Source organism: Halostella pelagica (genome assembly GCF_004762015.1).
GTDB classification, from domain to species: domain Archaea; phylum Halobacteriota; class Halobacteria; order Halobacteriales; family Natronoarchaeaceae; genus Halostella; species Halostella pelagica.
Genome location: NZ_SJES01000006.1, coordinates 140,171 through 162,993 on the forward strand (window position 1 = coordinate 140,171; position 22,823 = coordinate 162,993).

23 protein-coding genes and 1 pseudogene are annotated in these 22,823 nt (G+C 58.5%); 10 read left to right on the forward strand and 14 right to left on the reverse strand.

The window, feature by feature from the left end; genetic code table 11:
• Positions 1-64 precede the first annotated feature (64 nt).
• Complete coding sequence (locus EYW42_RS14560) at positions 65-1,429, reverse strand: MFS transporter (RefSeq protein ID WP_135536022.1); 1,365 nt, start codon at positions 1,427-1,429, stop codon at positions 65-67.
• A 121-nt stretch (positions 1,430-1,550) separates the two neighbouring features.
• Here EYW42_RS14560 and EYW42_RS14565 point away from each other — a divergent pair, with 121 nt between their 5' ends.
• Together EYW42_RS14565 and EYW42_RS20155 are read left to right on the forward strand one after the other, a co-directional pair.
• Positions 1,551-1,697 carry a hypothetical protein gene (locus EYW42_RS14565; protein ID WP_202613913.1) on the forward strand — a complete coding sequence of 49 codons (147 nt, stop codon included), beginning with the start codon at positions 1,551-1,553 and terminating at the stop codon, positions 1,695-1,697.
• Positions 1,698-1,895: 198 nt separating this feature from the next.
• Positions 1,896-2,256, forward strand: a pseudogene (locus EYW42_RS20155) (hypothetical protein); the annotation flags it as partial.
• Positions 2,257-2,999: 743 nt separating this feature from the next.
• Here EYW42_RS20155 and EYW42_RS14575 read toward each other — a convergent pair.
• The 3 genes from EYW42_RS14575 to EYW42_RS14585 all read right to left on the reverse strand — a co-directional run bounded on the left by EYW42_RS14575 (position 3,000) and on the right by EYW42_RS14585 (position 5,786).
• Positions 3,000-3,665, reverse strand: a complete 666-nt coding sequence (locus EYW42_RS14575) for a hypothetical protein (RefSeq protein WP_135536023.1) — start codon at positions 3,663-3,665, stop codon at positions 3,000-3,002.
• A 498-nt stretch (positions 3,666-4,163) separates the two neighbouring features.
• On the reverse strand, positions 4,164-4,919 hold the full coding sequence (locus tag EYW42_RS14580) for a hypothetical protein (RefSeq protein ID WP_135536024.1): 756 nt from the start codon (positions 4,917-4,919) through the stop codon (positions 4,164-4,166).
• Positions 4,920-5,579: 660 nt separating this feature from the next.
• Entirely contained in the window at positions 5,580-5,786 is a 207-nt protein-coding gene (locus EYW42_RS14585; RefSeq protein WP_135536025.1) for a hypothetical protein, read from the reverse strand.
• Positions 5,787-5,895: 109 nt separating this feature from the next.
• On the opposite strand from EYW42_RS14585, the gene EYW42_RS14590 reads away from it, so the two are divergent.
• Positions 5,896-6,783, forward strand: a complete 888-nt coding sequence (locus EYW42_RS14590; RefSeq protein ID WP_135536026.1) for a DMT family transporter — start codon at positions 5,896-5,898, stop codon at positions 6,781-6,783.
• A gap of 23 nt (positions 6,784-6,806) precedes the next feature.
• On the opposite strand, the gene EYW42_RS14595 is transcribed toward EYW42_RS14590, so the two are convergent.
• From EYW42_RS14595 to EYW42_RS14620, 6 genes are all read right to left on the reverse strand, one after another.
• Positions 6,807-7,232, reverse strand: coding sequence for a universal stress protein (locus EYW42_RS14595; RefSeq protein ID WP_135536027.1), 426 nt, complete (start codon positions 7,230-7,232; stop codon positions 6,807-6,809).
• A gap of 89 nt (positions 7,233-7,321) precedes the next feature.
• The gene (locus EYW42_RS14600) at positions 7,322-8,194 is read right to left on the reverse strand and encodes a DMT family transporter (RefSeq protein ID WP_135536028.1); all 873 of its coding nucleotides are present in this window, start codon (positions 8,192-8,194) and stop codon (positions 7,322-7,324) included.
• Between the two features lie 6 nt (positions 8,195-8,200).
• Positions 8,201-9,028 (reverse strand): aspartate dehydrogenase, encoded by an 828-nt coding sequence (locus EYW42_RS14605; RefSeq protein ID WP_135536029.1) that lies wholly within the window; start codon positions 9,026-9,028, stop codon positions 8,201-8,203.
• Positions 9,029-9,141: 113 nt separating this feature from the next.
• A complete protein-coding gene (locus EYW42_RS14610; RefSeq protein ID WP_135536030.1) occupies positions 9,142-9,960 on the reverse strand; it encodes an SDR family NAD(P)-dependent oxidoreductase in 819 nt (272 codons plus the stop codon).
• A gap of 143 nt (positions 9,961-10,103) precedes the next feature.
• Positions 10,104-11,114, reverse strand: a complete 1,011-nt coding sequence (locus EYW42_RS14615) for an ABC transporter substrate-binding protein (protein ID WP_135536031.1) — start codon at positions 11,112-11,114, stop codon at positions 10,104-10,106.
• Positions 11,115-11,320: 206 nt separating this feature from the next.
• Complete coding sequence (locus EYW42_RS14620) at positions 11,321-11,749, reverse strand: VOC family protein (protein WP_161972954.1); 429 nt, start codon at positions 11,747-11,749, stop codon at positions 11,321-11,323.
• A 184-nt stretch (positions 11,750-11,933) separates the two neighbouring features.
• Between EYW42_RS14620 and EYW42_RS14625 the strand changes: the two genes are divergently transcribed.
• The 3 genes from EYW42_RS14625 to EYW42_RS14635 are packed head-to-tail and all read left to right on the forward strand — an operon-like array spanning position 11,934 to position 14,281.
• Positions 11,934-13,307 carry an aromatic ring-hydroxylating oxygenase subunit alpha gene (locus EYW42_RS14625; RefSeq protein ID WP_135536033.1) on the forward strand — a complete coding sequence of 458 codons (1,374 nt, stop codon included), beginning with the start codon at positions 11,934-11,936 and terminating at the stop codon, positions 13,305-13,307.
• The gene (locus EYW42_RS14630; protein ID WP_135536034.1) at positions 13,308-13,823 is read left to right on the forward strand and encodes an aromatic-ring-hydroxylating dioxygenase subunit beta; all 516 of its coding nucleotides are present in this window, start codon (positions 13,308-13,310) and stop codon (positions 13,821-13,823) included.
• On the forward strand, positions 13,820-14,281 hold the full coding sequence (locus EYW42_RS14635; protein WP_135536035.1) for a hypothetical protein: 462 nt from the start codon (positions 13,820-13,822) through the stop codon (positions 14,279-14,281). Before EYW42_RS14630 ends, EYW42_RS14635 begins: the two co-directional genes overlap by 4 nt.
• A 32-nt stretch (positions 14,282-14,313) precedes the next feature.
• Here the strand turns inward: EYW42_RS14635 and EYW42_RS14640 are convergent, their stop codons facing one another.
• Entirely contained in the window at positions 14,314-15,189 is an 876-nt protein-coding gene (locus EYW42_RS14640) for an alpha/beta hydrolase family protein (protein ID WP_135536036.1), read from the reverse strand.
• Positions 15,190-15,284: 95 nt separating this feature from the next.
• Entirely contained in the window at positions 15,285-16,946 is a 1,662-nt protein-coding gene (locus EYW42_RS14645) for a thiamine pyrophosphate-binding protein (RefSeq protein ID WP_135536037.1), read from the reverse strand.
• A 187-nt stretch (positions 16,947-17,133) separates the two neighbouring features.
• Here EYW42_RS14645 and EYW42_RS14650 point away from each other — a divergent pair, with 187 nt between their 5' ends.
• Both EYW42_RS14650 and EYW42_RS14655 read left to right on the forward strand, forming a co-directional pair.
• Positions 17,134-17,946 carry an ABC transporter permease gene (locus EYW42_RS14650; protein WP_161972955.1) on the forward strand — a complete coding sequence of 271 codons (813 nt, stop codon included), beginning with the start codon at positions 17,134-17,136 and terminating at the stop codon, positions 17,944-17,946.
• Entirely contained in the window at positions 17,943-18,770 is an 828-nt protein-coding gene (locus EYW42_RS14655) for an ABC transporter permease (RefSeq protein ID WP_135536039.1), read from the forward strand. Before EYW42_RS14650 ends, EYW42_RS14655 begins: the two co-directional genes overlap by 4 nt.
• 307 nt (positions 18,771-19,077) lie before the next feature.
• Here the strand turns inward: EYW42_RS14655 and EYW42_RS14660 are convergent, their stop codons facing one another.
• Positions 19,078-20,082: a hypothetical protein gene (locus EYW42_RS14660; protein WP_202613914.1), complete on the reverse strand. Its 1,005-nt coding sequence runs from the start codon at positions 20,080-20,082 to the stop codon at positions 19,078-19,080.
• Positions 20,083-20,365: 283 nt separating this feature from the next.
• On the opposite strand from EYW42_RS14660, the gene EYW42_RS14665 reads away from it, so the two are divergent.
• The gene (locus tag EYW42_RS14665; protein ID WP_135536041.1) at positions 20,366-20,947 is read left to right on the forward strand and encodes a VOC family protein; all 582 of its coding nucleotides are present in this window, start codon (positions 20,366-20,368) and stop codon (positions 20,945-20,947) included.
• 69 nt (positions 20,948-21,016) lie between these two features.
• Here EYW42_RS14665 and EYW42_RS14670 read toward each other — a convergent pair whose 3' ends face one another.
• Complete coding sequence (locus EYW42_RS14670) at positions 21,017-21,772, reverse strand: ABC transporter ATP-binding protein (protein ID WP_135536042.1); 756 nt, start codon at positions 21,770-21,772, stop codon at positions 21,017-21,019.
• A gap of 263 nt (positions 21,773-22,035) precedes the next feature.
• On the opposite strand from EYW42_RS14670, the gene EYW42_RS14675 reads away from it, so the two are divergent.
• Complete coding sequence (locus EYW42_RS14675) at positions 22,036-22,806, forward strand: IclR family transcriptional regulator (protein WP_135536043.1); 771 nt, start codon at positions 22,036-22,038, stop codon at positions 22,804-22,806.
• Positions 22,807-22,823: the final 17 nt, after the last annotated feature.

Here is a 22,823-nt window from a genome sequence, read left to right on the forward strand (position 1 = left end):
AAATCCCGACGATCCCACTCGCCTCGCCAAGTGATATCGAGGACGTCATTAGGGTCTCACTAGCTCATACATAAGCCTCGAACTCCTCGCCGAACAGCAGAAAATACCCGGTCCCGACGACACCGATCCCGGCTGCAATGGTGAACGCGATTTCTGGGCTCACGAACTCCCACAGATAGCCACCGAGTGCAGCACTCGGGATAACAATCGTGTTTCGCAGGAGGTAGTACGTTCCCGTGACGCGCCCGCCAGCCCCCTGCTCAGCGGGGCCGACGATCAGCGCCTTGTGAGAGGGGAGCCCTGCGAACCGAAGCCCCGAGAACGCGAAGATGAGTACCATCGCCCCCTGGAGCGGTAGCACTGAACTGAGGACTTCTGGTCCGCCGATAAGGACAACAGGGAACAGCGCGTAAACGGCGAATCCCAACGCGACCACAGGCTTGAGACCGATCCGCTCGGCGACTTTCGCCGCTGGTGCCATCGAGATGAGGGCGATCAACATCTCGATGCCAAGCAGGTAGCCGAAGAACGCCTCCGGAGAGAGATCGATCGCATACGAGAAGCCAGCCAGCGAGACAGTCGTCTCGAAGCCTACTCGGTAAAACTGTGTGATCACCAGCACGAAGAAGACGTACACCATCCCGTTGGCGAACCGGACGAGCGTGTCGCCGACCAACAGCGGTCGGAGCGGGTCGGGCATATTCCGCAGATCGCGGCGGATCTGGTCGATCCCCTCGAAGGAATCACCAATTGAGTCCTCACCGGCGTCGTAGAGGACGTGTTGAGCGACCGTCCCGATGATCCCGAAGACGACGGCGACCGCGAGGACGTACTGGAAGCTCACCGAGAAGTCTGGATGCAAGCCGATGAGGACGGCAGCAAGTACCGGCCCGATGAGAAACGCCGTCCGGCGGAACGTCTCGGTGCTCGCGAAGCCAGCGGCCAACCGCGAAGGGTCGGTCGCCTGCTTGACGACTGCGAACGTCGCCCCGAGTCCGAACGACTTCCACCCCTGCGCGAGCAACAGGCCGACGAAGATCCAGATCCAGGATGGGATCGTCACGCCTGCAACAGTGATCACCCCGAGGGACGGCGCGACCAACCAAACTCCGAACCCGAGTGTCGAAATCAATCCGAACAGGGTCAGTGCATAGCGCGAGCCGATCCGGTCCGAGATAGCGCCGCCCGGATACGGGAACACGGCCGAGATAATGTTACCGACAGTCCCGAAAAGGCCGACGACGAACCCTGAGGCTCCGAGCGCGACCATATACTCAGGAAGGAACCGGCTGGTCATCTGGAAACCGAGACTGAACGCAAACATCGCCAGCGATAGTACCAGTACGTCCCGCTCTAGCGCGAAGAACTGCCGGAATGCGTCTAACGGTCCCGATTCATCCGTCTCAACCGTGACTTGGTCCTGACTCATGGTCGAAGTAGTGGTGAACTCAGTCGTCTGATCTCGCTTCTGTACTTGATTAGTTGTGCTTGACTCATAGGTCGTGGGAGCACAATGCCATGTCGACCCCGCCGAGAATCAGATATGCGGCATGAGTCCCGCGGGATGGGCAGGCGAGAACCGCGATTGGGATATCGACGATCCGGACGGAAAGTCGGCTGCTGAGGTCGGCCGAATCCGCGACGAGACCGAACGTCACGTGAACGACCTGTTCGATGAAGTTGACCCCTGGCGCTGAACACGCGAGTCATCACGTATTTCGAAGTCTCCGTTTAGTCGAATCGGTTAACTGCGAGCGGGTGTCCGTGTCCAATCGACTGCGTTCCTTCGTAGCTGTTCATGCGAGACCACTATAGTAGTCTCTGAAACGATTCACACGCAGATCGCATCGCTGCCATGCGATCTGGTGTACAATGACTTTCAGTGGCTACTATAGCAGAAGGAGCACTCCGAACACGATGACATCCGGCAGTACTCGTTGTTTCTGACCAACACCGGCAGCGCATTTCTCACTGAATACGGACATCGGTAGGAGATCGAGAGCGGCTACAGGCCGATCAAGCGGTTTATTTTCGGAACAGGTACTACAACTCCGCCGTTTACGTCGGGGAAGATGTCACGACTGCGACGACCTCGAAGAATCTCGGGCTGCGGTTCTTTTACTTCACGTGTCTTCTCTACTCGATTTGACGTGCTTTCGATCTACCCGTGCAGGTCGAAGTAACTGGTGAGTACGAGCGTACCGATTGTGACGGCCGATAATACGCTCACGCTGCTAGAAGGAGACGGGAGTAGGTAGAAGGATACTCAGTCCGGGTGTGCGCCGAGGTTCAAACTGGCAACACTGTAACTGTCTCGAAAATTCTCCGAAATAGTTGATAACGGACAAGAATGGCGGTCGAGAGCCGGTTTGAAGCAGTTTCCGATCACGGATTCGGACTAAATCATCCAGTACAACCCCGCTAAACCCACTGTAATCCCTACCGGCGATGGTTTGTATTCTATATCGCACTATGAGATTTATGCTTTCTCCTAAACGAGATAATTCCTGCGCCCTCTTGCGGTTTCGGTCGAAAATGAGCGGCAACTACTCCACTCACGTTTAGCCCAGAAAACAGCAGTAGAATTCCGTGGGGCGACGCTGTCGGGGAAGCCGCCAAGCGCAAACTCAGCTGAAATGACGTTACTCCCGGGCCAGCGCCGGGGACACGCCATTCGACACTTCGGGCCCCGCTCAGCGACTTAGCCATTGAATTGATCGAACCGGAAGTCGCTCGACACACTTGTCAGTCCGAATATATCCTGGGTGCTGACCAAACTGTATCGTCGGCGGAGTGTTGCCTAATCTGTAGCCGTTGGTGAGCTAAACCCATGGTGAGGCTCTCTTGACACCGCTTTGTTCGATGTCACCTCTCCTGCAAGCACCACTACACGTACGAGTCTCGCAGGACGAAGCGATGTCTACATGACCCGAATCGATCAAATGCCGTTCGTTCGTCGGTGACGTTGGGACTCGGAGGCTACTCCCGTTCCACGGCAGTCATATGGTATTAACGGGGCCTCCCGATACCCGTGCTCGACGGCCTTCCTCCAACGAATCGGTAGTATCAGCGGTCCGTTCCCCGGCTTCGGTCTCCGCAGTGAACTCGAACTCTAGTTGTCCGTCGAGGACGTATGTTCGGTCAGTTAGCCCCGGTTCCGTGAGACCGACGGTATTCTCAACGACGAGTTGGCGGGCTGATTCCGGCCATTGGGTGACTGAGAGGTCGATGAATGCGGTCTCATCGGCAAGTTCACCGAACCGGTGGACTTTGACGACCGCAGCCATCCCGTCCCGGAACAGTGACACGGTTGGGTGGGGGCTATGGTCACCCATGAACGGCCCTCGGAGAGAAACCTGCGGTGGGGTCTCGCCACCGTCCGGTGCCATGAACCGTTGTGTGAACCACTGCAGTTTGGTGTCCTCACGGTGCGAAATCGTCGTGCGGAGAGTGCTCGGCAAAGGTGCAAACCTGGGGTCGACACCCACGGTGGCGAGATCCACGTCGTTTCCGCGAAATTCGAGATACTTCGCGTTATCCCGAGGATTGTCGTCGGCCTTTACCGTCGGGTCCGTGTATTCGGTTCGCGATTCGGTGGAGCTACACCCCGCAGCGATGGTGGAGGCGGCGGTCAGGGCGGACGCGAGGAATGCGCGGCGGCGCATACCTGTCGGTTCGTTGGCAGCAGCAAGAACTTTCTGGAACTGGCACCGTACCCTGAATCCGGGCTCTCTTTAACGCAGTCAGCGCCCGACGGTGTGGTGACTACACGTTCTGTACCAGGGTTTCAACAGAGCCCACGGGGAGTAAACTCATAACTCATCTGACCAGTGGCGAACCCCCCGGACAACGAGTGAACGTTATGCTAATATCCGGAGTTAGATACTCGCTTTCGGTGTTTCAGTACTTGTATCGGAGGAGATCAGCTTAACGACGAGAAACTGCGTCGAGAACTGTTCTGCGTGCCCCAATTGCGTAATCCACGCTTCAATACTGTAGCCAAAAGTACTGTCTCCTTCTACGGCTGGGGACTCTCCGTAAACCAAATGTTGCTATATGCAATCAACAGCTCCTGGAGTTCACTAGTTTCACGGACAATTAGATTCGCCGAACTGACCGTTCAGTGTCTGTGCATACGTATTAAACGACAAGTTGGCATGACCCTATGGTCGATTTGAGTCGATAAGTGTCGCGTCGAGCAACGTCACACCAGCCTGTTCGAAATGTAACGAGAGAGGGAACGGATATCCATCGGCAGCACAAGCGGTCTTCACGATACCACCGCTACTCGAAGTCACCGTGAACTCGGTACACGAAATTCCGTTGACAGTCGTTTCGCCCATCACTTCGACCGTTTCCGAGTCATAATCTAATCCGTTGTCAGAGGCATCGACGGTGAAGGTTTGTCCAGATTCAAACTCTTCTGCTTCGGCGTAGAACTGTGTTTCCCGCATATTTCTGAAGAATGACGACTGTGGTATCACCTTATTCATCTCCCTGTAAATACGTCCGGAGTCGGCAGAGACGTCTGTTATCTCTTGTCCTTCGTCAGTGGGATACGTCCGCGAGATCGTCAAATTGTCCCCGTCGACAGAGAGGACTTCCCAACCCTGTTCACCGGACTGGCCACTGAACTCCGCGTCGTAGGTGTACGATTCTCCCTCGGAGAACTCGTATGCTGCCTCGGCCAGTTTCACCATCGACTCCGTCTCGGTTGTCTGGTCGCCGCCGTCAGTTTCGGTTGACGTATCGGCGGTATTTCGTTCCGTTGTCTGGTCGTCGCCGTCATTCTCACCCGATATGTTGTCACCGTTTCCATCCGTTGTCTCGTCGCTGTCACCGGAGCAACCAGCGAGAGATACTGCGCTAACTGTTGCAATTCCGACTTTCACTTGCGTCAAAACTGTTCGCCGTTCCATATCACGTAAATGTCGTCATAACTTATTAAACCCCACCAATAATATTATAATTTTGACTATTTAATTAGATGTTTTTGTGGTCGGTGACCGTTTCTACCGGTTTTCATGGGTTCTGTACTGACCGAACAATAGAGTAGCTGACCATCCTTTGAGTTAAGAACCATTCTGGACTAATGAAATGAGCGGAAGCTAGTGAACTCGTCAACAGCTCTCGGCTTTCACTTCGCTTCCTCGTCGCTGGCAGCAGGGTCAGGAGGACTACTATCAGAGTTCGATCTATACAGGTTGACCCCGAGTCCGGCCGCGAATGCGAGAATCCCGGCTCCAACTATCCACAGCAGGTTGGGGTGAGCGAATCCGAGGTGGGCTGGTACTACCATAGGTCGAAGACGGAGAGAAGATCTGATAATTCCTTCTATATTCGAAAGGCATCTACGGAACCTCCGGGTATCAGCGAGATGTACAATACTGGTCCGGTGAGGCTGTTCGAGAAGAGGCATCGTTGACCGGCGACTGCGGACATCGGACGAAAACGGCTGTCTATGTGCGAGTTTCTGCGTGAACATCCACGTAATCGGGGATGGAAGCCCACCGAAGCGGCGAACGATACATATCTTATATCCGTTGTACGTCGATCAAATCGCCGTACTGCTGATGTCCTTACTCGATAGACGACGGGAGGTTGTCAGCGAGACGCTTCATCTCCTGGGTCCGCCAGTCGTTGAACACTGGGCAGGTCTGCTCGGATTCCGTCGCCAGTTCGGAAACGAGCGACTGACGGAGGTCGTGGTCACAGCCGGCCGAGAACTTCTGCCGATGTGGGCAGAAGCCGCAACATTCAGGGAATGCAGTCTCTCCAGTAGCCATATCTATCTTTGACGTATGCTGCTACAAAAACGTTTTGTCAGTCATCTGTTCTCTGTCCATTATTAGCGAAAGCATTTTAATCACCCGCGTTCAGGAACGCGGTATCGAGATGTCCTATCGGCAGTATTACCCGATCGTAGCGGGTGTTTTGTGGGGAACGGCGTACCCGTCGCTCCAGGTGCTGCTGGGTCCGTTCACACCAGCGGAGGTCGTCCTCTTTCGGGTCGTTCTGGGAACGCTATTCCTCGGCGGGGTTTTGGCCGTGATCTACGGCCGCGAACCGTTCATAGTCGAGAGGGCACATCTCCTACCGCTCACGGTTCTCGGATGGACGAGCGTCGCGTTGTTCTATCTCTTGCAGACCGTCGCGGTTCAGCACTCTACACCGGTGAACGTCTCGTTCATAATTTCGACGTATCCGATTTTCGTCTCTGTCGTTGCCCCACTTCTCCTGGCAACTCGCCTTCGCCTCGCCGACGGTATCGGGTTGACTCTCGCACTCACCGGCGTCTACGTTATCGTTGGCAACGGACGTATCATCGACCTCTTCAGTTCGCCGACTTTCGTCGGTGACCTACTCGCACTCGCCGGGTCGCTGTCGTTCATGAGTTATCTGTTGTTGACTCGATACTGGAACGGGCGCTTTGACCTCGACTATCTTTCCGTGACTTTCTTCGCTCACTTCCTCTCGATCCCGCCGCTGGTCGTATTCTTCCTCACGAGCGAGGAATTCGTTCGGCCGACTCCGAGTCTGTCGTCCGTACTCGTACTGTGTTATCTGGCTATCGTCGTGACTGGCGGGGGGTTACTGCTTCTCAACGCAGGTCTCGAACAGGCAACTGCGCCCGTTGCCGCGCTCCGCTTGCTCGTGATCCCGCTCGTCTCGACGCTCCTGTCCGTCGCCCTCCTCGACGAAGTGTTGACCGTTCCGAAGATGCTGGGCGGTGCCGCTATCGGCGTTGGTATCGTCTTACAGTCCGTCTTAACTGACGGCTGAGCCACAGCGTCTGTGTTTCGACGCTAGGATTCGTCGGGGACTGCGACCACGGGCATATCCGCGTGCAACAGGATGGACTGCGTCGTACTGCCGAGTAGAGCCTTCCCGACTGGTGATCGTTTTCGCGACCCGACGACGACGTAGGAGACGTCCCTCGACTGGGCCGCTTCGAGAATCGCGGACGCGGGCGTTCCGACACGACCAGCGACTGTGACATCGTCCACGCGTTCGAGCGCGTCTCCCACGAGCCGATTAGCCACCTGTTTCGCGTCGTGGGTGGCGTCGTCGCGGAAGTAGTCGTCCGCGTTCTCTGCACGCCGCTCGTAGGACTCTTCTGTGATGACGTGGAGTGCGACCAGCTCCTCGTCGTGAGTATCCGCCAGATCCTTCGCGACGGTGATTACTCGATCCGCTCCTTCCGTGTCGTTTACAGCTACGAGTACTGCCATCGTTGGTAGTAGTACGAATATACGGAGAAAAGTGTTTGTGTCGACCGAACGCGCGAGCCGTGGTGAAACACCGTATCTCTCCGGACGGTTCACGTCGAGGTGGCCAACAGAACGACGCCGGCGACGACGGTCGCAGTCCCGACGAACACTCGCTTGCTGAACACTTCGTCGCTCCGAACGAATAGCCCCGTCAACAGCAGGACGAACAGGGGTGATGCGTTGAAGATCGGTGTTACGATCGTAACCTTCCCGAGGCTGATCGCCGCATACAGCGATGCGAGGCCGATACTGGAGACGACGCCGGCGGCACCGAAGGTCACCAGTTCCTGACGGGGTGCGGTGAGCGTACGCAACCGACCGGTCAGGGCCAGTCCGACTACCACGATTACGAAGGACGTGGTCAGATTCACCGCGGCTCCGATAGTCGGTGCGGCAACGAGACCGGTACCGAGCTTTCGGAAGATCTGGACTGTACCGTACGTCACCGCCCCGAAAACGGGGTAGAGGAGGTCGATGCGACGGATCTGGAAGTCACTGTCTCCCTTGACAGTGGCGAGTAAAACGCCACCGACGACGGCGAGCAGTACCCCGCTGTAGCCAGCGAACGACAGACGTTCACCCAGCAAAACGATGGCGAGGACGACGGAGACAAGCGGGTTCATGTTGCTGATCGGCGAGACGAGGTTCACACCGACCCGCTGGATGCCGACGTAGTTGGCGAGGCGGCCGAGCGCGGGGGCGAACACCCCTGCGAGGATGAACCATCTCCAGGCCCAGAGGTCGACGATGACCTCGTACTGGATGGCACTCAGTATCCAGAGGACGACGACGTTGACGGCCATCGTCACGACGAGTGCGACCAGCGGGCTGGAATTTTTCACGCCGACCCTCACCAGAACCGTCGAGACAGCGAAGGCGAACGCAGTGAGAAGCGCAAGGAAGATGGGGAGGAGCGTCTCCATCCGTCATCAGGTCCCGACGCGCAGCGTAGCGCTCAGTCCACGGAGCTTCTCGATAGCGGAAATCGCCGCGAGATAGCTCGTTTTCGGGTTCGTCGGGGAGGGCACGTTCCGAACGGTCGTCTCGATGGAACCCATCTCGCCGGTCGCCTCTATCTGGTGGACGTTGTTCTCCTCCGCCGGGTCAGCGACGATCTGCACCGTGGTTTCGTCCGGACCGATCCCCGCCAAACTTAGCGCCATTGCGACGTTGATGTTCGAGGGGAACGCCGACGCCGCTTCGGTTGCCGGCCCCTCGAAGACCGTCGTTGCCGTCTCGAAGTCCTGAACGTCGATGTCGTTCTCAAGGAGGTACGGTGCGCCTTCCAGCCCTGCCGGATTCTTCGTCGTCGTGAGTGAGACCGCCTCGAGGTCGCCGGTCAGAGAAGCGGCCTTCACCGCGTCGAGACCCGCGATGGCTCCGGACGGGACGTGAACGATCCGGTCCTGTTCGTCGGCAGCGCGGAGGATCTGACGCCGAAGGTCGGCGTCTGCGAGCGCGCCGGCACTTAACAGCAGTACGTCACATCCCGCTTCGAGGCTCGGGACGGTAACGTCTGCAACTGCGGATTGACCGGCGGCCTCGACGACGAGATTGACGTCACGGGAAAGCACCGTGATTTCATCGACAGCCGTCGGCTGGTCTCGTTTCTCGAACGAGTCGACGACGGCCTGGCGTTTCTCCGGGTTCCGGTCGTAGATACGCGCGAGGTCAGCGTCTATTGTCCCGTTGGCGAATGCACGAGCGATTTCTTGACCGATGGTTCCACACCCGATAAGACCGACTGTGAACGTCATATCGGGATAGTCGAAACACGGGGCCAAAAATCATTGGGGAGCGGCGAAGTTCCCGTCCCGTTCCCACCCAGAGTGGCAGAACCCGTCTATCGCCGCGGCTTTCCCGAGTTCCCCTAGAGCCCGTCCGCGACGAACTCGGCTGCGCGTCCGGCAACGGACGTGATTCCATGAACGGACCGTCCCAGATCGGCGCGGATGATGGTTCCCGTCATCGGCCGCGAGTTCTCCGGCGACGCGAGCAGAACGTATGCGCCTGTGTAGTCTCCGGGCGTCGGGACGAAGTCGAGTGGATGGTTGGAGCTGTCGAACTCCTCGGGTGCTACGATCGCTTGCTCGCCGCCCATCGCATCGGTCGCGCTGAGGTCCGTTGGAACGTAGCCGGGAGCGACGGCGTTGACGCGGACCGTCGGTGCGAGTTCGAACGCGAGCTGTTTGACGATCCCTGCGATGGCGTGTTTCGACGGGACGTAGAGGATGCCGCCGCCGTCGGGATGGAAACTCGCCTGTGATGCGGTAAACACCATCTGGCCGTCGGTCTTCGCGAGCTCTGGAAGCGCTGCACGCGCCCCTAGGATGTAGCCGAGCACGTTGACTTCGAAGAGTTCGCCGAAGCTCTCCTCGACTTCGTCGGCGTCCAGTTCGGGGAGCGAGACGTTGTCGTCGAAAACGCCGGCGTTCCCGACGAAGACGTCGAGACGACCGAACGCGTCGACAGCCGCCGTAACAGCACGCTCGTTGTCTTCGAGTGAGGTCACGTCCCCGTGGACGGTCACTACGTCGTCGCGCTCCGCTTCGAGGGCATCGAGACCGTCTTCGTCCACGTCGAGGGCCGCCACTTTGGCGCCTTCGTCGAGGAACCGATCAACGACGGCACGTCCAAGCCCGGATCCTCCGCCGGTTATCAGTACTACTTGTTCGTCGAGCCAGGTCATTACACACCACAATGGGTGACCCCATGCATAAGTCTATTCGGGTACAGGTGACCGTCCGGGACAATCGGTTTATAATGGGGTAGAACAGGGACTACTGGCCCAGAGGTGTTTGCTGCCATCGCGCTGCGGCCGTTTCTCGTCGGTCAGGGGAGGTGATCGAGGTTGTAGAGGTTGCTGATGTCCACAGGTTCGTCTATCCACCCGATTTCGGCGGTGAGATCGTTGATCCGCTTCAGACTCTCCGTCATCGGTTGCACGCTGTGTTCGTAACTGGGGAGATCGAGGTACGTATCCTTTGGCGTCTTGACGAAGCCGGCGTCGTGGATCGCCGTTTTGGCCTCCTCTTTGTTTTCGCTGTAGTAGTCGACTGCAGTCGAGTAGTCCTCGAGGAACTTCTCGAGAGCGTCGGTGTTCTCGTTGATGAACTTGTCCGAGAACCAGAGTTCCATCAGGTCGTGTTCCCATCCGGTCGTATCGATGACGTTGAATATTCCCTTCAGGTCGTGTTTCCCCTTCGCCATCCGCTCGAAGACGGGCGGGAACATCGCGGTGTCGACCTGGCCATCGCTTACCGCTTCACCCATCGTCGGGAACGGGGTCTTCACCAGTTCCACGTCTTCTCCGGGTTCGAGGCCGACCTTCCGCACTGCCGCCTGTGCCCACAGGTCACACCACGACTTGAACGCACAGATGCCGATCTTCTTCCCTTCGAGCGATTCCTTGTTGAGGCCGTTCATATCCGAATCGGGCCGAACGAGGAACTTCTCGTGGAACGCGTCGCGCCGCTCCTGAGCGATGTTCGAAACGACACTCAACGGGAGCTCGTTGGCCGTCGAGAATATCGCGGTGACCGCTGCTGACGTACCCGCTTGCAGTTCACCCGCCTGGAACGCCTGGAGCCGCTGGTTGTTCGCTGGGAAGGCTTTGAACTCGGCTTCGTACGCGTCGCCCCAGTGGTCGAGGATATCCGATTTCGCGTCCATGAGCCACAGCGGCTCCTCGGACGCGATACCGTGACCCAGGGTGATCGACGGCGTGGATGATTCGTTCCCGGTGATGCTGCTGAGACAGCCGGTCAGGCCACCGACAGCCATTGCGCTACCGGTTGCTTTCAATACGCTCCGCCTGTCTGCATGAGTATCTCCCTCAAGCATGAATGAATCAATTACGACAGGGGCGTATAAAGATGTTGGTGAAATCCGGGACCATCGAAGGCGGAATTAAAAAATGACGAATGGTTCACTCGCCAACAGTGGGGAAAAATCCGTTGCGCCGTCGAATCTCACACAGTCGGTCGTAACTCCGTGACGCTATTCATCGTTTCGGATGCCGACATATTCGGGGGCTCTATTGGACTGCATCACTCCGCCGGTGGCTCCATCAACTCGACGTAATTGCCGTCCGGGTCGCGCATGTACGTTATCTGTGCCCCGTTCCCGACGGTTTTCGGTTCATTGACGAACTCAGCCTCGGACTGCAGATCCTCGTAGAGCGCCCAGACGTCGTCGACTTCGAGGCAAACGTGCCCAACGCCGACATCGTGACCGTCCGCAGAATCGTGTACGTTGTCGTTGGCCGGCGCATCGTAGGCGATCAACTCGATCGAGAACCCTCCGGCATCGAGGAACGTGATGTCCCCTTCGACACCGTCGACGCCGACGATGTCACTTTGCACCTCACTGACCGGGAACTCGCGGTCGACCTCCAGACCGAGCAGATCGCGATAGAACGCGAGTGCGTCGTCCATATCTGATACGTTCAGCCCGTAGTGTGTGGCAGTAGCAACCATCAGTCCACGCGGAAGGACTTCCTCTCTATACATAAACATTGTGGGGTGAGGATTCACTCGGGGTCCAGTCCCGACCGACGCTTTGACGTCGATAAAACCGATCCATCCGTCCGTTACGCGACGTGCGAGAGATACTGACTGAGGACAAAATTTAAGCGCAAGCGGGTCACTCTGTCAAAACACGATGTCACAAGGAGCTGACGAACCAGATTCGAGTATGGAATCCGGTTTCAACCGGGTTCAGCGGATTCTGGATGACATGGGCGACTCCCTCGACGTGGGCGAAGTCCCCATGGAGATCCTGAATAACGACGCCGTGTACGAGGAGGAACTGGACCGGATCTTCGGACAGACTTGGGTTTACATCGGTCACGAATCCGAAGTCCCCGAACCCGGTGATTACAGGCAACGGACGATCGGCGAGGACCCGTTTATCTTCGTCCGGGACGAGGACGGCGAGTTCCGCGTCCTGTTCAATAGCTGTCGGCACCGCGGAGCGAACGTCTGTCGCGCCGAAAAAGGCAACACCTCTCACTTCCGGTGTCCGTACCACGGGTGGACGTACGACAACTCCGGCGACCTCGTGGGCGTACCGCAGAAATCTGCGGGCTTCGACCATCTCGATGCGGACGACCACGGGCTCCACCAGGCCCCCCACGTCGACGATTACAAGGGCCTCGTGTTCGCGTGTATCGCACCCGAAGCCCCGCCGCTCGAAGAGCACCTCGGCGGCGCGACGTGGTTCCTGGACATGTACTTCGATCTCATCGATATGGAGGTGATTGGGGACCCCCACCGATGGGAAGTGGAGAACGACTGGAAGACCCCGACCGAGAACTTCTACGGCGACAACTATCACATCCCGATGGGGCATAAGTCGGCTATCGAAGCCGGCGTCGGGAGCGATACGGCGACGGGCGAGAAGGAAAGCGAACTGTACGGCATCGCGGATTGCGACGGCCACGCGTTCAGTTTCTACCAGATCGAGTCCGACGAACCGAGCTACTGGGGACACCCGCCGGAAGTCGTCGAGACGTTCAATCACGACGCTCTCACCGAGGAACAACACGAGGTCGCTCGCAAGTCGGGCGTGACGCTCGGAACGATGTTCCCGAACCTCTCGTTCATCTTCCTCGGCGGCCGGGACGACCCCGAAAAGGAGTCCGTCGGGACGTTCCTACTGCGGAAGTGGGAGCCGAGGGGTGCCGGGAAGATGGAAGTCGTGAACTGGATCTTCGCCCCGAAGCACGCCTCGGACGAGTACAAAGAGCGCGCCTACGAGGTCGGGATGTCGAGTTTCAGCCCGGCCGGTAACTTCGAGGTCGACGACGTCGGCATCTGGTACGGCATCGACGATGCCGCGGGCAGCGTCTTCGCCCGGAAAAACGACGTTCACACGAAGTTCACGATGGGTTCGGGCGACAACGCCGCAGCGACCGTCGTCGACGATTGGGTCGGCCCCGGGACCGCTTACCGCGAAGGTGGCATGACCGACGAGAACCAACTGGACTTCTACCGGACCTGGTACGAGACCATGACGGACAACGGAGGGACGTAGATGCAGGGAGAGACGACTTCGAGCCACGAACTCCGACACGAATGCGAAGCGTTCCTCTATCACACGGCGGAGCTGCTGGACAACCGGCAACTGTCCGACTGGCACGACCTCGTGACCGAGGACATCGATTACCGGGTCCCGATCCGAACCACGCGCGAACGGTCGAGTGACACGGAGTTCAGCGACTCCTCGTTCCACATGAAAGAAGACTGGGGGACGCTGAAGGTTCGAACCGAACGGATGAGCAGCGATTTCGCATGGTCCGAAGACCCGCCGTCTCGAACCCGCCGGAACGTGAGTAACGTCCGTATCGTCGATGACGACGGCACGGAGGTCGAACTCAAGAACAACCTCCTCATCTTCCGCCAGCAGGGGGATGAGACGGAAGCAGACCTGCTTTCGATGGAGCGGCACGATACGCTCCGACGAACCGACGACGGGTTCAAAATCGCCGAACGACTCGTGTTGCTCGACCACACGATCATCCCGACGAACACCCTCTCGATAATCCTATGACCCCGGAGAACGCGGACGACTCGACTCTCTCATTGCGGTCGGACGACTCCGTGGTCTCCGTCCGGCGTGAACTCACGGCGACCGGCGAGCGGTTGTCCCTCGAATCTGACGACGGCGCGACCAGACTGGACGCCCTCGCGCTCGAGAGCCTCACCTGGCAGGACGACGAGTTCTTCTCCGAACTGACCGGGTGTGAACACACGCCCGGCCGGAATCCGGTCCGAACCGACGAAGCTCTGCAGGTCGGCAACGAGTACACGACGATTCAACTGGCCGTGGTCGAGACCGACGACGGTCCCCGACTCGAAGTTAGCTCTCACAAGCTCGGATATTCGTGCCGCCTGGGCGTCGCCGAACTCGTCGCGTTGAGCCAGGCGGAGATGGACCTGTTCTCCGAACTTCTGGAAACGCCGCTCGGCCCGGTCGACGACCACGACGACGACCCGCTGTTTCACTAGAGACGAGCGACTCGTTTCACTGGGCGACTCTTTTATTCGGCTCCTCGCGCACGTTCGATGAACTCGGCTGTGATCTCGGCGACAGTCTCCTCGCTCCCAGTGAAGAAGTGGTCCGCAGCGATGGGCTCGACTTCCACGAGGGGACTCGCTGTCGCCGTCTCCGCTATCTCCTCTGCCTCGGCCGGGGTGACGTTTCGGTCCGACGAATGGGGGACGAGCAGAATCGGGATCTCGATATCGGGCGTCCAGTCTATCGTCGCGCACTTGCTCTCCGGCGACCGGTACGAGAGGAACGATTCCGCAGTCATCGGGATGTACTCGATGCCGTCACCCACTGGACGCGGCAACGCAACGATCTCGTTTTCCCGTCCGGCGTCCACCAGTTCTCGCGCCTCGTCGACGAAGTCCTCGTACGCCGCGTCCGGGTCATCGGACACCGCTTCGAAGTAACTCCGCGTCGACCGCTCTCGGATGTCGGCGAACGGAGCGGCGAGTACGACTGCGTCGACATCCGGGTCGTTACGCTTCCCCTGGAAGTACGCCGCTTCCGTCGCGCCGAGGCTTCGGCCCCAGATGACGATTTCGCTCGCGCCCTGTTCAGTCGCCCAGTCGACGGCTCCAGCGATATCACGGTCGATCTCCGCGAAATCCGATTTCTCGTACCCTTTCCCGCTGTTTCGCTTGTTGATCGACACGCACCTGATGCCGGCGCGGGCGAGGGGGTACGCGACCGGGGAGATGCCTGCACCGAGCGCGAACCCACGGAGACCGTGCAGGAAAACGACGCAGGTCTCTTCGCCGTTGAAAGTCGTCTCCCCGCTCGTCATTTCGAAGCCGTCGAACTGGCGTCCGTCGTCCGCTTCGTAATTGATCGCGCGCAAGTCTATGTCGGACGGAGTCGGTTCCATTACTGGCATGGCAACACGTAGTTCGACTCTGTGCTGGGGTAAAGATTCTTGCGCAATTTGCAACCGGATCTACCTGATGTTGCTGGACACGTCCCCTACCAGATCTTCCGGGACACGTACTCCGCCGTCGGGTCGATATGCACGTCGAGTACGACGTGCTCATCTGCACCGAGCGCCGTTTCGAGCGCGGGACGAACCTCTTCGGGGTCCTCGACCGTCACTCCTCGAACGCCGAACGACTCGGCCATCGCTGCGATATCCGCCTGGGGGATATCAGTCGCGATCTCGGCGTGGTCGTCGGACCGCTGGTAGTTCCAGATCATGCCGTACTTGGCGTCGTTCATGACGATAGTGACCGCATCGGTGTCCGTGGAGACTGCCGTCGCCAACTCCATGTTGCACATCAGGAAGCCACCGTCGCCGATCAGATTCACCACCTGGCGGTCAGGGGCAACGAGTTTCGCGGCGTTCCCCGCCGGCACCGGGAACCCCATCGAGTCGTAGAGTCGCGAATGCTGGAACGAGTTCGTCGCGCGGTACTCGAACGCGTCGTTCGGCCAGGCGCCACCTGCAGCACCTGCGTCTCCGGTCACGATGACGTCGTCGTCCGCAACCGCCCGCAACTCGGCCATAATGACGAGCGGGTGGATCGGCGTCTGGTCCCGGACTGCCTCTAAGTAGTCATCCAGTTCCTCGCTGACTCTCGTTTTCTCGGCCCGGACCGCGTCCCGGTACGAGGGGTCAGTGTTGCCCGCCGTCTCGTCGAGGACGTCTGCGGCTGCACCGAGCACAGTTTCGAGGTCGCCGTTTACGAACGCGGCCGCGTTCGACTGGGGGAACTCGACGTTGCCGGAGTCGAAGTAGACGATATCGACGTCTCTCCGCGTCCGGTCGTCGAGCACCGCCGCTTCGTGGGAACTCGGTCGCACTCCCACCGAGAGGACGGCATCCGCGTCAGCGAGGGCCGTGACTGCCGCGGGATGGTCGGACATCCCGACCGTACCGGCGAACGCCTCGTGGTCGTTCGGGAACGAGTCGGGGTAGTGCCGCGGGCAGACGACCGGGCAGTCAAGCGCGTCGGCGACCGCGACTAGTTCCTCGGTTGCGAACGCACGCAGGACGCCTTTTCCGGGATAGAGAACACGCTTCTCCGCCTGTTCGATAGGTTCGAGCGCATCGACGACCGCGTCAGCCGCGGGCGGCGTCTCGGAGATATGCGTCCAGTCGAACGCCGACTCCGGAATATCGACGGATTCGGTGAGGATCTCTTCGTCGATACCGACGAAGACCGGTCCGGGGCGACCGGTCGTTGCGATGTCGAACGCCCGGTTCAGTGCTTCCGGGACGCGCTCGGGGTCGTGGACCTGCGTGCTCCACTTGGTTGCCGGCTCGAACGCTTTCCTGAGGAAATGTTGGTCGTCGACGCCGTGAAGGGACTCCGTCGGGGCGTCTTCGGGTAGTACTGCACTGATGAAGACCATCGGTGAGGCGGCCGTATAGGCCTGAGCGACACCGGTCAGCGCATTTGTACCTCCGGGGCCTGCAACCGTGATCGCGACGCCGGGCTCTCCCGTGAGCCGACCTCTGGTGTCGGCCATAACGGCTGCGTTGTACTCGTGACGTGCGGATATCACATCTACGTCACGTTCGTGAAGGCCGTCGGCGATGTCGACGGTCTGGTTGCCGAGTAGTACGTACGTCTCCGAAATGTCGTTCTCCGCGAGCACACGGGCTACGGAGTCTCCTCCTTTTGTCATCACTCACTACTCGTTCAGGTGCGAGGATAAAACTTACTCTCAGATAGAGTTTCTCGGGTAATATGACGGCGGAACAATTACCGGAATCAACAGATACACTTTTTGTGCTTGTCGTCACTCTTGATAGCACGAATGATGAATGGACTCGACCGTACAGACAACCGTGGTGTGTACACTGGAAAATTCCATGAGTACTGAATCAACGACCGAGGGCGGATTCGGCTCCGTCGAGAACGTGGCACGATCGGCTGGGGGGATGCTCGTCCGTAGTTCCCCGGTGCTCGCCCTACTGGCCATCTGGCAAGTAACCGGGCTTCTCGGGGCGTTACCGCCGTACCTACCCGCTCCGACAACGATCCTCAGTAACCTGATCGAGATGATGGAAGAGGGGACGCTGGTGAAAAACGCCTGGGCCACGCTCCAGCTCGTCTACACCGGCTTCTTCGGTGGCGCTGCACTCGGCATCGCCCTCGGCGTCGTCACCGGCCGAACCCCAATTTTCGGCCGGCTCTTCGACCCGCTCGTCTCAGCAACCTACCCGATCCCAAAAATCGCGCTCTACCCGATATTCGTGATCATCTTCGGTATCGGCTTCATGTCGAAGGCCATCGTCGTGTTCCTGGCGGCGTTCTACCCGGTGTACATCCACACGTTCGACGGCGTGCGAGGGGTGCCCGAGTTACACGTCTGGTCGGCCCAGAACTTCAACGCGTCCCGATTCCAGATACTCTCGGAAGTCGTCATCCCGGACAGCCTCCCGCAGATCCTCTCCGGACTCCGCGTGGGGCTCGCGCTCTCGTTCATCGTGGTGTTCTCCGCGGAACTCATCCAGTCGGAGTTGGGTCTCGGACAGATGGCGCTCCAGGCGAGACAGTTCAGTAACTTCGAGCTCATGTTCAGCGCCATCACGATGATTGCGCTGTTCGGCGTCATCCACGACCGCCTGCTGCTATTGATCCGGGGTCGACTGCTTCAGTGGCAGGGGGGTGATGACGCATGAGCGTCGGATCCAGTACCCGGAACTGGTTCAACAGCCTGAACGAATGGGCCGAAGACACGACAGCGCCGATCGGATACGTCTCGCTGTTAGCGCTGTTGGTCGCCTGGGAGCTGGCAGCGACGTTCATGAATCCGGCCTACGGACCGCCGCTCATCCCGCACGTGGAAGTTGTCGTCCTCGAACTGTACTCCATGCTCGTCACGGAGGGCACGGCGTACTCGGACATCTTCGCGACCCTGTACCGGGTGCTGGTCGGGTTCTCTGCCGCACTCGTCGTCGGCATTCCGCTGGGCCTGTGGATGGGCTCTGACGAACGCGTCGAATTCGTGCTGGACCCGCTAATCAGCACCCTCTACCCGATTCCCCGTATCGCGTTCTATCCGCTGTTGCTCTCTATTATGGGGCTTGGTCACGCACCGAAACTCGTGATCATCTTCATCGAATCGCTCATCCCCATCCTCCTCGGCGCGTACTACGGTGTTCAGGGAGTGAACAAACTCCACATCTGGTCCGGCAAAAACTTCGGAGCGTCACGCCTACAGATCTTCCGGAACATCGTTCTCCCTGCGAGTCTCCCGTACATCTTCTCGGGCGTACGAATGGCGATGCCGATCGCGCTCATCGTCACTGTCGTCACCGAACTCGTCGCTTCCAGTGAGGGTATCGGATACATCATCATCCGCGCTCAGGGCTCGTTCGCGTACGAGACAGTGTTCGCTGGCGTCGTTCTCATCTCCTTGATCGGCATCCTCTTCGACCAGGCTCTCGCACGGCTCAGAGAACGGGTCCTCTTCTGGGCCGGTGACGTTAGCATCGAGATGTAATCGCTCTCAGGCGCAAGCCACTGGCGGTCTTCCTTTCTTCTTCTTTCTTCTGGTCCACAGACCGAACGATACCTATCCGCGCTGCCATCGTTTTGCGCCGTGAATACACTTCTCCGGACGGCACTGACGACATTTCAAGACTGATCCATTCGTGACAGGACTCCTGCCGTCTCACCGAGACAGCGAGACGCTACATGCTCTCTGTGCAATGAGAACTCAGTTCACCCACTCCGTAGCGGCAGTTGCGAAAAAAGGAGTTCACACTTCGGGTCGTAGAGAGACTTCGCTTCGGCCGAATTCGGCGTCGTTAGACGACGTCTTCGACGACGTCACCTTCGTCGACTACCTTCGTCCCGTCGACGAAGACGGAACAGTTCTTCTGTGCTATGTCGTAGTGACACGGCGCGTATCGGTCGACGTGCGTGTTCGGGCCAGTGCTCCACAGCATGTTCCCCGACCAGACGCGGCCCTCGCTCGCGCTGACACCGGTTTCGTCGGGCTTCCGGTCGTGGATGGCCATGTTGTAGAACTCGCCGTTGGGGTTCAGTCCCCATCCGAAGTGGCTCGTCGCGAACACGTCGGGATTGTCGAAGCTCTCCATGTGGCCGCGCATCAGTTCAGCGTCCCCACCTTCGCCGTTGATATCGACGATATAATTGTCCTCGACGACGCATTCGACAGCAGAGTCGACGTAGTCCGCAAACGGCACTACGTTGTAGTCGCCGGGGGCGATCACGATCTTCCCTTCGACGTTGGAGGGGTAGTTCGAGACCATGTTCTGGCCCCACACGTCCCATTTGCCGGGCGTGTCGACGAAGCCATAGGAATCGAACGCGGTATCGGACTCGACTTCCATCGTGAGGTCGGTCCCGTACTCCGACGTGATCCGCATTTCGTCGCTGTTGGCGAGGAGTTCGCTGTGTTTCTGTACTCGCTCTTTGACTTCCTGTGCCTCCTCTTCGGTCCACGGCATGAGACGACGCAGATAGAACGGTTCTCGTGCGCCGACACGGAGGATCCGGGTACCGGCGTCGCGGATTTCACCGCGCTCGGGGACGTGAATGAACCCTTCGAGCGTGAAGTCGAACACCATATCCGCGTTCTTGCACGCTTCGACGGGTCCCTCCGGAAGACGGAGCGTCCCGCCCTGTCCTTCCGAGATCTCCGGGCCAACCGAGTTCCGGCCGTATTCGGGGAGTTTCACTTCGAACACGTCGGCACCGAGGTCTTCGGCCGCGGCGAAACTGGCCCCGATGTATTCGCGTCGACTCTTCGCGTCTGTGACGAGCGCGACAGTCTCCGATTCGTTCACCTGACAATGCTCCATCTGTCTCCGGAACAGAGGTACTAGTAGGCCTGCTTCTTCCATGCGCATTGGCATAGACAGAGAGCGCGCTAAAAGTTGTTACGGAACGTATCATCTCGTCTATGTATATGCCCCAGAATACAAGTGCTGACTGTTGCGATCGGTCAAATACTGTTCCAACGATTTACTCTCGTCGTGGTCGAGCATTCACTCTCACGTGCGCGGCCCGGACCAAAACGGAAGTCAGGACCACAAGATAAATATTGGTGGAAGTAAACCTGAGAATCGTATGGTCGTTGAGAACATGGGTTTAGACCACGTTGCCATTAAAGTACGAGACATCGAGGAGTCCGTTGCGTTCTACCGAAACGTCCTCAACATGGAGGTTTCGGACCGCATCGGAGACCGCGTTGCGTTCCTCAGGACGCCGAACGTCGCGGCGGAGTCTCAGCATCACGAAATGAACATCACGCAGATGTCGGACGCCGAACTCGAAGCGCTGGAGGAGCGAGGGGAACGCGACCTCGACCTTCACGACTTCGCCGAGGATCTCCCCGAAGACGGGCCGCCGATGCTGCCGACCACCGGTCCGATCTACCACATCGCGTTCGAGGTCCCTGACTTCGAAGCGCTCGAAGCGGCCAAAGACGGTCTGCAAGAGCAAGACCACCCCGTCTACCGCGGGACGGGTCGACACGGACCCGGGAACAACTTTTACCTGTACTTCCCGGACCCCGATGGATACCCCATCGAACTGACCGCGAACATGGAGGACGCTCCCGAAGAGGGCGGCCGCCCTGCTCGCCGTTGGCCAACCGAACCCGAAACCTGGAACGTCTGGCACGACTCAGAAGAGCTCAAAGAAGAGTAACCGCGCTGAGTCCATCCAACTGAATTGCCGCTTGTTTTCGGCCGAACTGCACCGTGAGCTAACCGTAATTTAAACAGTCACTTCGTCTTCGATCATGTCCCAGATCTGCTGGCGGAGGTCCGTGAACGTCTCGGACTCTCTGACCTCAGGGGCCCGGGGTCGGTCGAAATGCTCGCCCACGTCGATAACCGCTTCCACGCTGCTGGGCCGTGAACCGAGGACGACCACCTTGTCCGAGAGGTAGAGCGCCTCGTCGATGCTGTGCGTGACGAAAACGCAAGTCTGGCCGGTTTGACTCCAGATGTCGAGCAGTTCGTGCTGCATTTTCTCACGCGTCTGTGCATCGAGCGCACCGAACGGTTCGTCCATCAACAGGACGGCCGGGTTAACCGCCAGAACGCGTGCCATCGCGGCTCGCTGTTTCATGCCGCCCGAAAGCGAGTTCGGATAGGCGTCCTGGAATCCGTCCAGCCCGATCATCTCGATGTACTCTTCGGCTGTTCGATCTCGCTCGTCTTCGTCGACCCCGAGTACCTTCATGCCCCACGTGATGTTTTCCTTGATCGTCATCCAGGGGAACAGCACGCTCTCTTGGAACACCATTCCGCGGGAAGGGTCGGGTTCCGTAACTTGTTCCCCGTTTACTGTGATCGTGCCAGACGTGGGTTCGATAAAGCCACCCAGCATGAACAGGAGCGTGCTTTTGCCGCAGCCTGAGGGCCCCAACACGCTCACGAAGTCCCCCTCTTCGACAGTAAGGGACACGTCACCTACTGCCACGACATCTTCATTGTACACCTTTCGCGCCGAGTCAGTCTCGATCATCCTCTGTCACGGTCAATGGAATACTAGTATTTAGTCCTCATGGACACTCAGATCCGAGCGTCAGTTGGGGCAGTCGTTGTGGCTTTCCGTCAGCGTTCCTGCCGTAGTGGTATAAGCGGGTGTCTGGACGTAACGGCGGTACTCGACTGTATCGCCTATTCTTCAGAAGACCGCGTTTAGCCTCGCCCGCCCATGCTAATTCATAACGTACCACGTGTTTAGTAATACAAAACAATAAAGGTGGGTAAATACGATCTGTTACTATGGCAGACCACACCGATACACCCGTAAAATCGATCGGGCGGATGGCAACGTTACTGCAGACTCTCCAACAGTTCGACGGGGCGGGTGTCACCGAATTGGCCAACGAACTCGATGTGACCAAGAGTACGGTTTACAACCACCTCACTTCGTTAGAACAGCACGGATACGTCGTTCATGAAGGAGACGACTATTACGTGGGGTTGGGTTTCCTTGACCACGGCGAATACGCGCGCCAGCGTCAGATCGGATATCAACTGATTCGGCAGAAAACCCGAGAAGTGGCCGAAGAAACCGGAGAACTGTGCCAGTATATGGTCGAAGAACACGGGCTCGGTGTCTTCCTCATTCGTGAGTCCGGTAGACAAGCAGTGGAGACCCGAACGCGTATCGGGAACCGGGTTCATCTCAACCACGTGACTGCTGGTAAGGCGTTCCTCGCGTACGCTCCGGACGAGCGGGTGGCAGAAATCGTCGACAAGCACGGTTTACCCGGCAAGACTGAGAACACGATAACGTCCACGGAGGCTCTCGAAACTGAGCTTCAAGCGATCCGTGACAGGGGTTACGCAGTCGACAAGGACGAACATCTCAAAGGGTTGTACGCTATCGGCGTTCCAATACAGTACGAAAGCGGGCAACCCCTTGGGGCGATGAGCGTTGCCGGACCGGCAAACCGTATCAACGATGAACAACGTGCAGAAGAGATCGCTCAGCTACTCCTAGAGAAGGCCAATGAGCTACAACTGACAATCAAACACTCTCAGTCGTAACCTGTCGGCGTTTCGTG

Coding starts and splice junctions, on each gene's coding strand:
- EYW42_RS14620 (WP_161972954.1), bottom strand. CDS start 11,749: ATGGTTGCTACTGCCACACACTACGGGCTGAACGTATCAGATATGGAC.
- EYW42_RS14590 (WP_135536026.1), top strand. CDS start 5,896: ATGTCCTATCGGCAGTATTACCCGATCGTAGCGGGTGTTTTGTGGGGA.
- EYW42_RS14675 (WP_135536043.1), top strand. CDS start 22,036: ATGGCAGACCACACCGATACACCCGTAAAATCGATCGGGCGGATGGCA.
- EYW42_RS14670 (WP_135536042.1), bottom strand. CDS start 21,772: ATGATCGAGACTGACTCGGCGCGAAAGGTGTACAATGAAGATGTCGTG.
- EYW42_RS14625 (WP_135536033.1), top strand. CDS start 11,934: ATGTCACAAGGAGCTGACGAACCAGATTCGAGTATGGAATCCGGTTTC.
- EYW42_RS14610 (WP_135536030.1), bottom strand. CDS start 9,960: ATGACCTGGCTCGACGAACAAGTAGTACTGATAACCGGCGGAGGATCC.
- EYW42_RS14560 (WP_135536022.1), bottom strand. CDS start 1,429: ATGAGTCAGGACCAAGTCACGGTTGAGACGGATGAATCGGGACCGTTA.
- EYW42_RS14650 (WP_161972955.1), top strand. CDS start 17,134: ATGAGTACTGAATCAACGACCGAGGGCGGATTCGGCTCCGTCGAGAAC.
- EYW42_RS14600 (WP_135536028.1), bottom strand. CDS start 8,194: ATGGAGACGCTCCTCCCCATCTTCCTTGCGCTTCTCACTGCGTTCGCC.
- EYW42_RS14645 (WP_135536037.1), bottom strand. CDS start 16,946: ATGACAAAAGGAGGAGACTCCGTAGCCCGTGTGCTCGCGGAGAACGAC.
- EYW42_RS14665 (WP_135536041.1), top strand. CDS start 20,366: ATGGTCGTTGAGAACATGGGTTTAGACCACGTTGCCATTAAAGTACGA.
- EYW42_RS14605 (WP_135536029.1), bottom strand. CDS start 9,028: ATGACGTTCACAGTCGGTCTTATCGGGTGTGGAACCATCGGTCAAGAA.
- EYW42_RS14585 (WP_135536025.1), bottom strand. CDS start 5,786: ATGGCTACTGGAGAGACTGCATTCCCTGAATGTTGCGGCTTCTGCCCA.
- EYW42_RS14655 (WP_135536039.1), top strand. CDS start 17,943: ATGAGCGTCGGATCCAGTACCCGGAACTGGTTCAACAGCCTGAACGAA.
- EYW42_RS14640 (WP_135536036.1), bottom strand. CDS start 15,189: ATGGAACCGACTCCGTCCGACATAGACTTGCGCGCGATCAATTACGAA.
- EYW42_RS14565 (WP_202613913.1), top strand. CDS start 1,551: ATGAGTCCCGCGGGATGGGCAGGCGAGAACCGCGATTGGGATATCGAC.
- EYW42_RS14595 (WP_135536027.1), bottom strand. CDS start 7,232: ATGGCAGTACTCGTAGCTGTAAACGACACGGAAGGAGCGGATCGAGTA.
- EYW42_RS14575 (WP_135536023.1), bottom strand. CDS start 3,665: ATGCGCCGCCGCGCATTCCTCGCGTCCGCCCTGACCGCCGCCTCCACC.
- EYW42_RS14635 (WP_135536035.1), top strand. CDS start 13,820: ATGACCCCGGAGAACGCGGACGACTCGACTCTCTCATTGCGGTCGGAC.
- EYW42_RS14630 (WP_135536034.1), top strand. CDS start 13,308: ATGCAGGGAGAGACGACTTCGAGCCACGAACTCCGACACGAATGCGAA.
- EYW42_RS14615 (WP_135536031.1), bottom strand. CDS start 11,114: ATGCTTGAGGGAGATACTCATGCAGACAGGCGGAGCGTATTGAAAGCA.
- EYW42_RS14580 (WP_135536024.1), bottom strand. CDS start 4,919: ATGGAACGGCGAACAGTTTTGACGCAAGTGAAAGTCGGAATTGCAACA.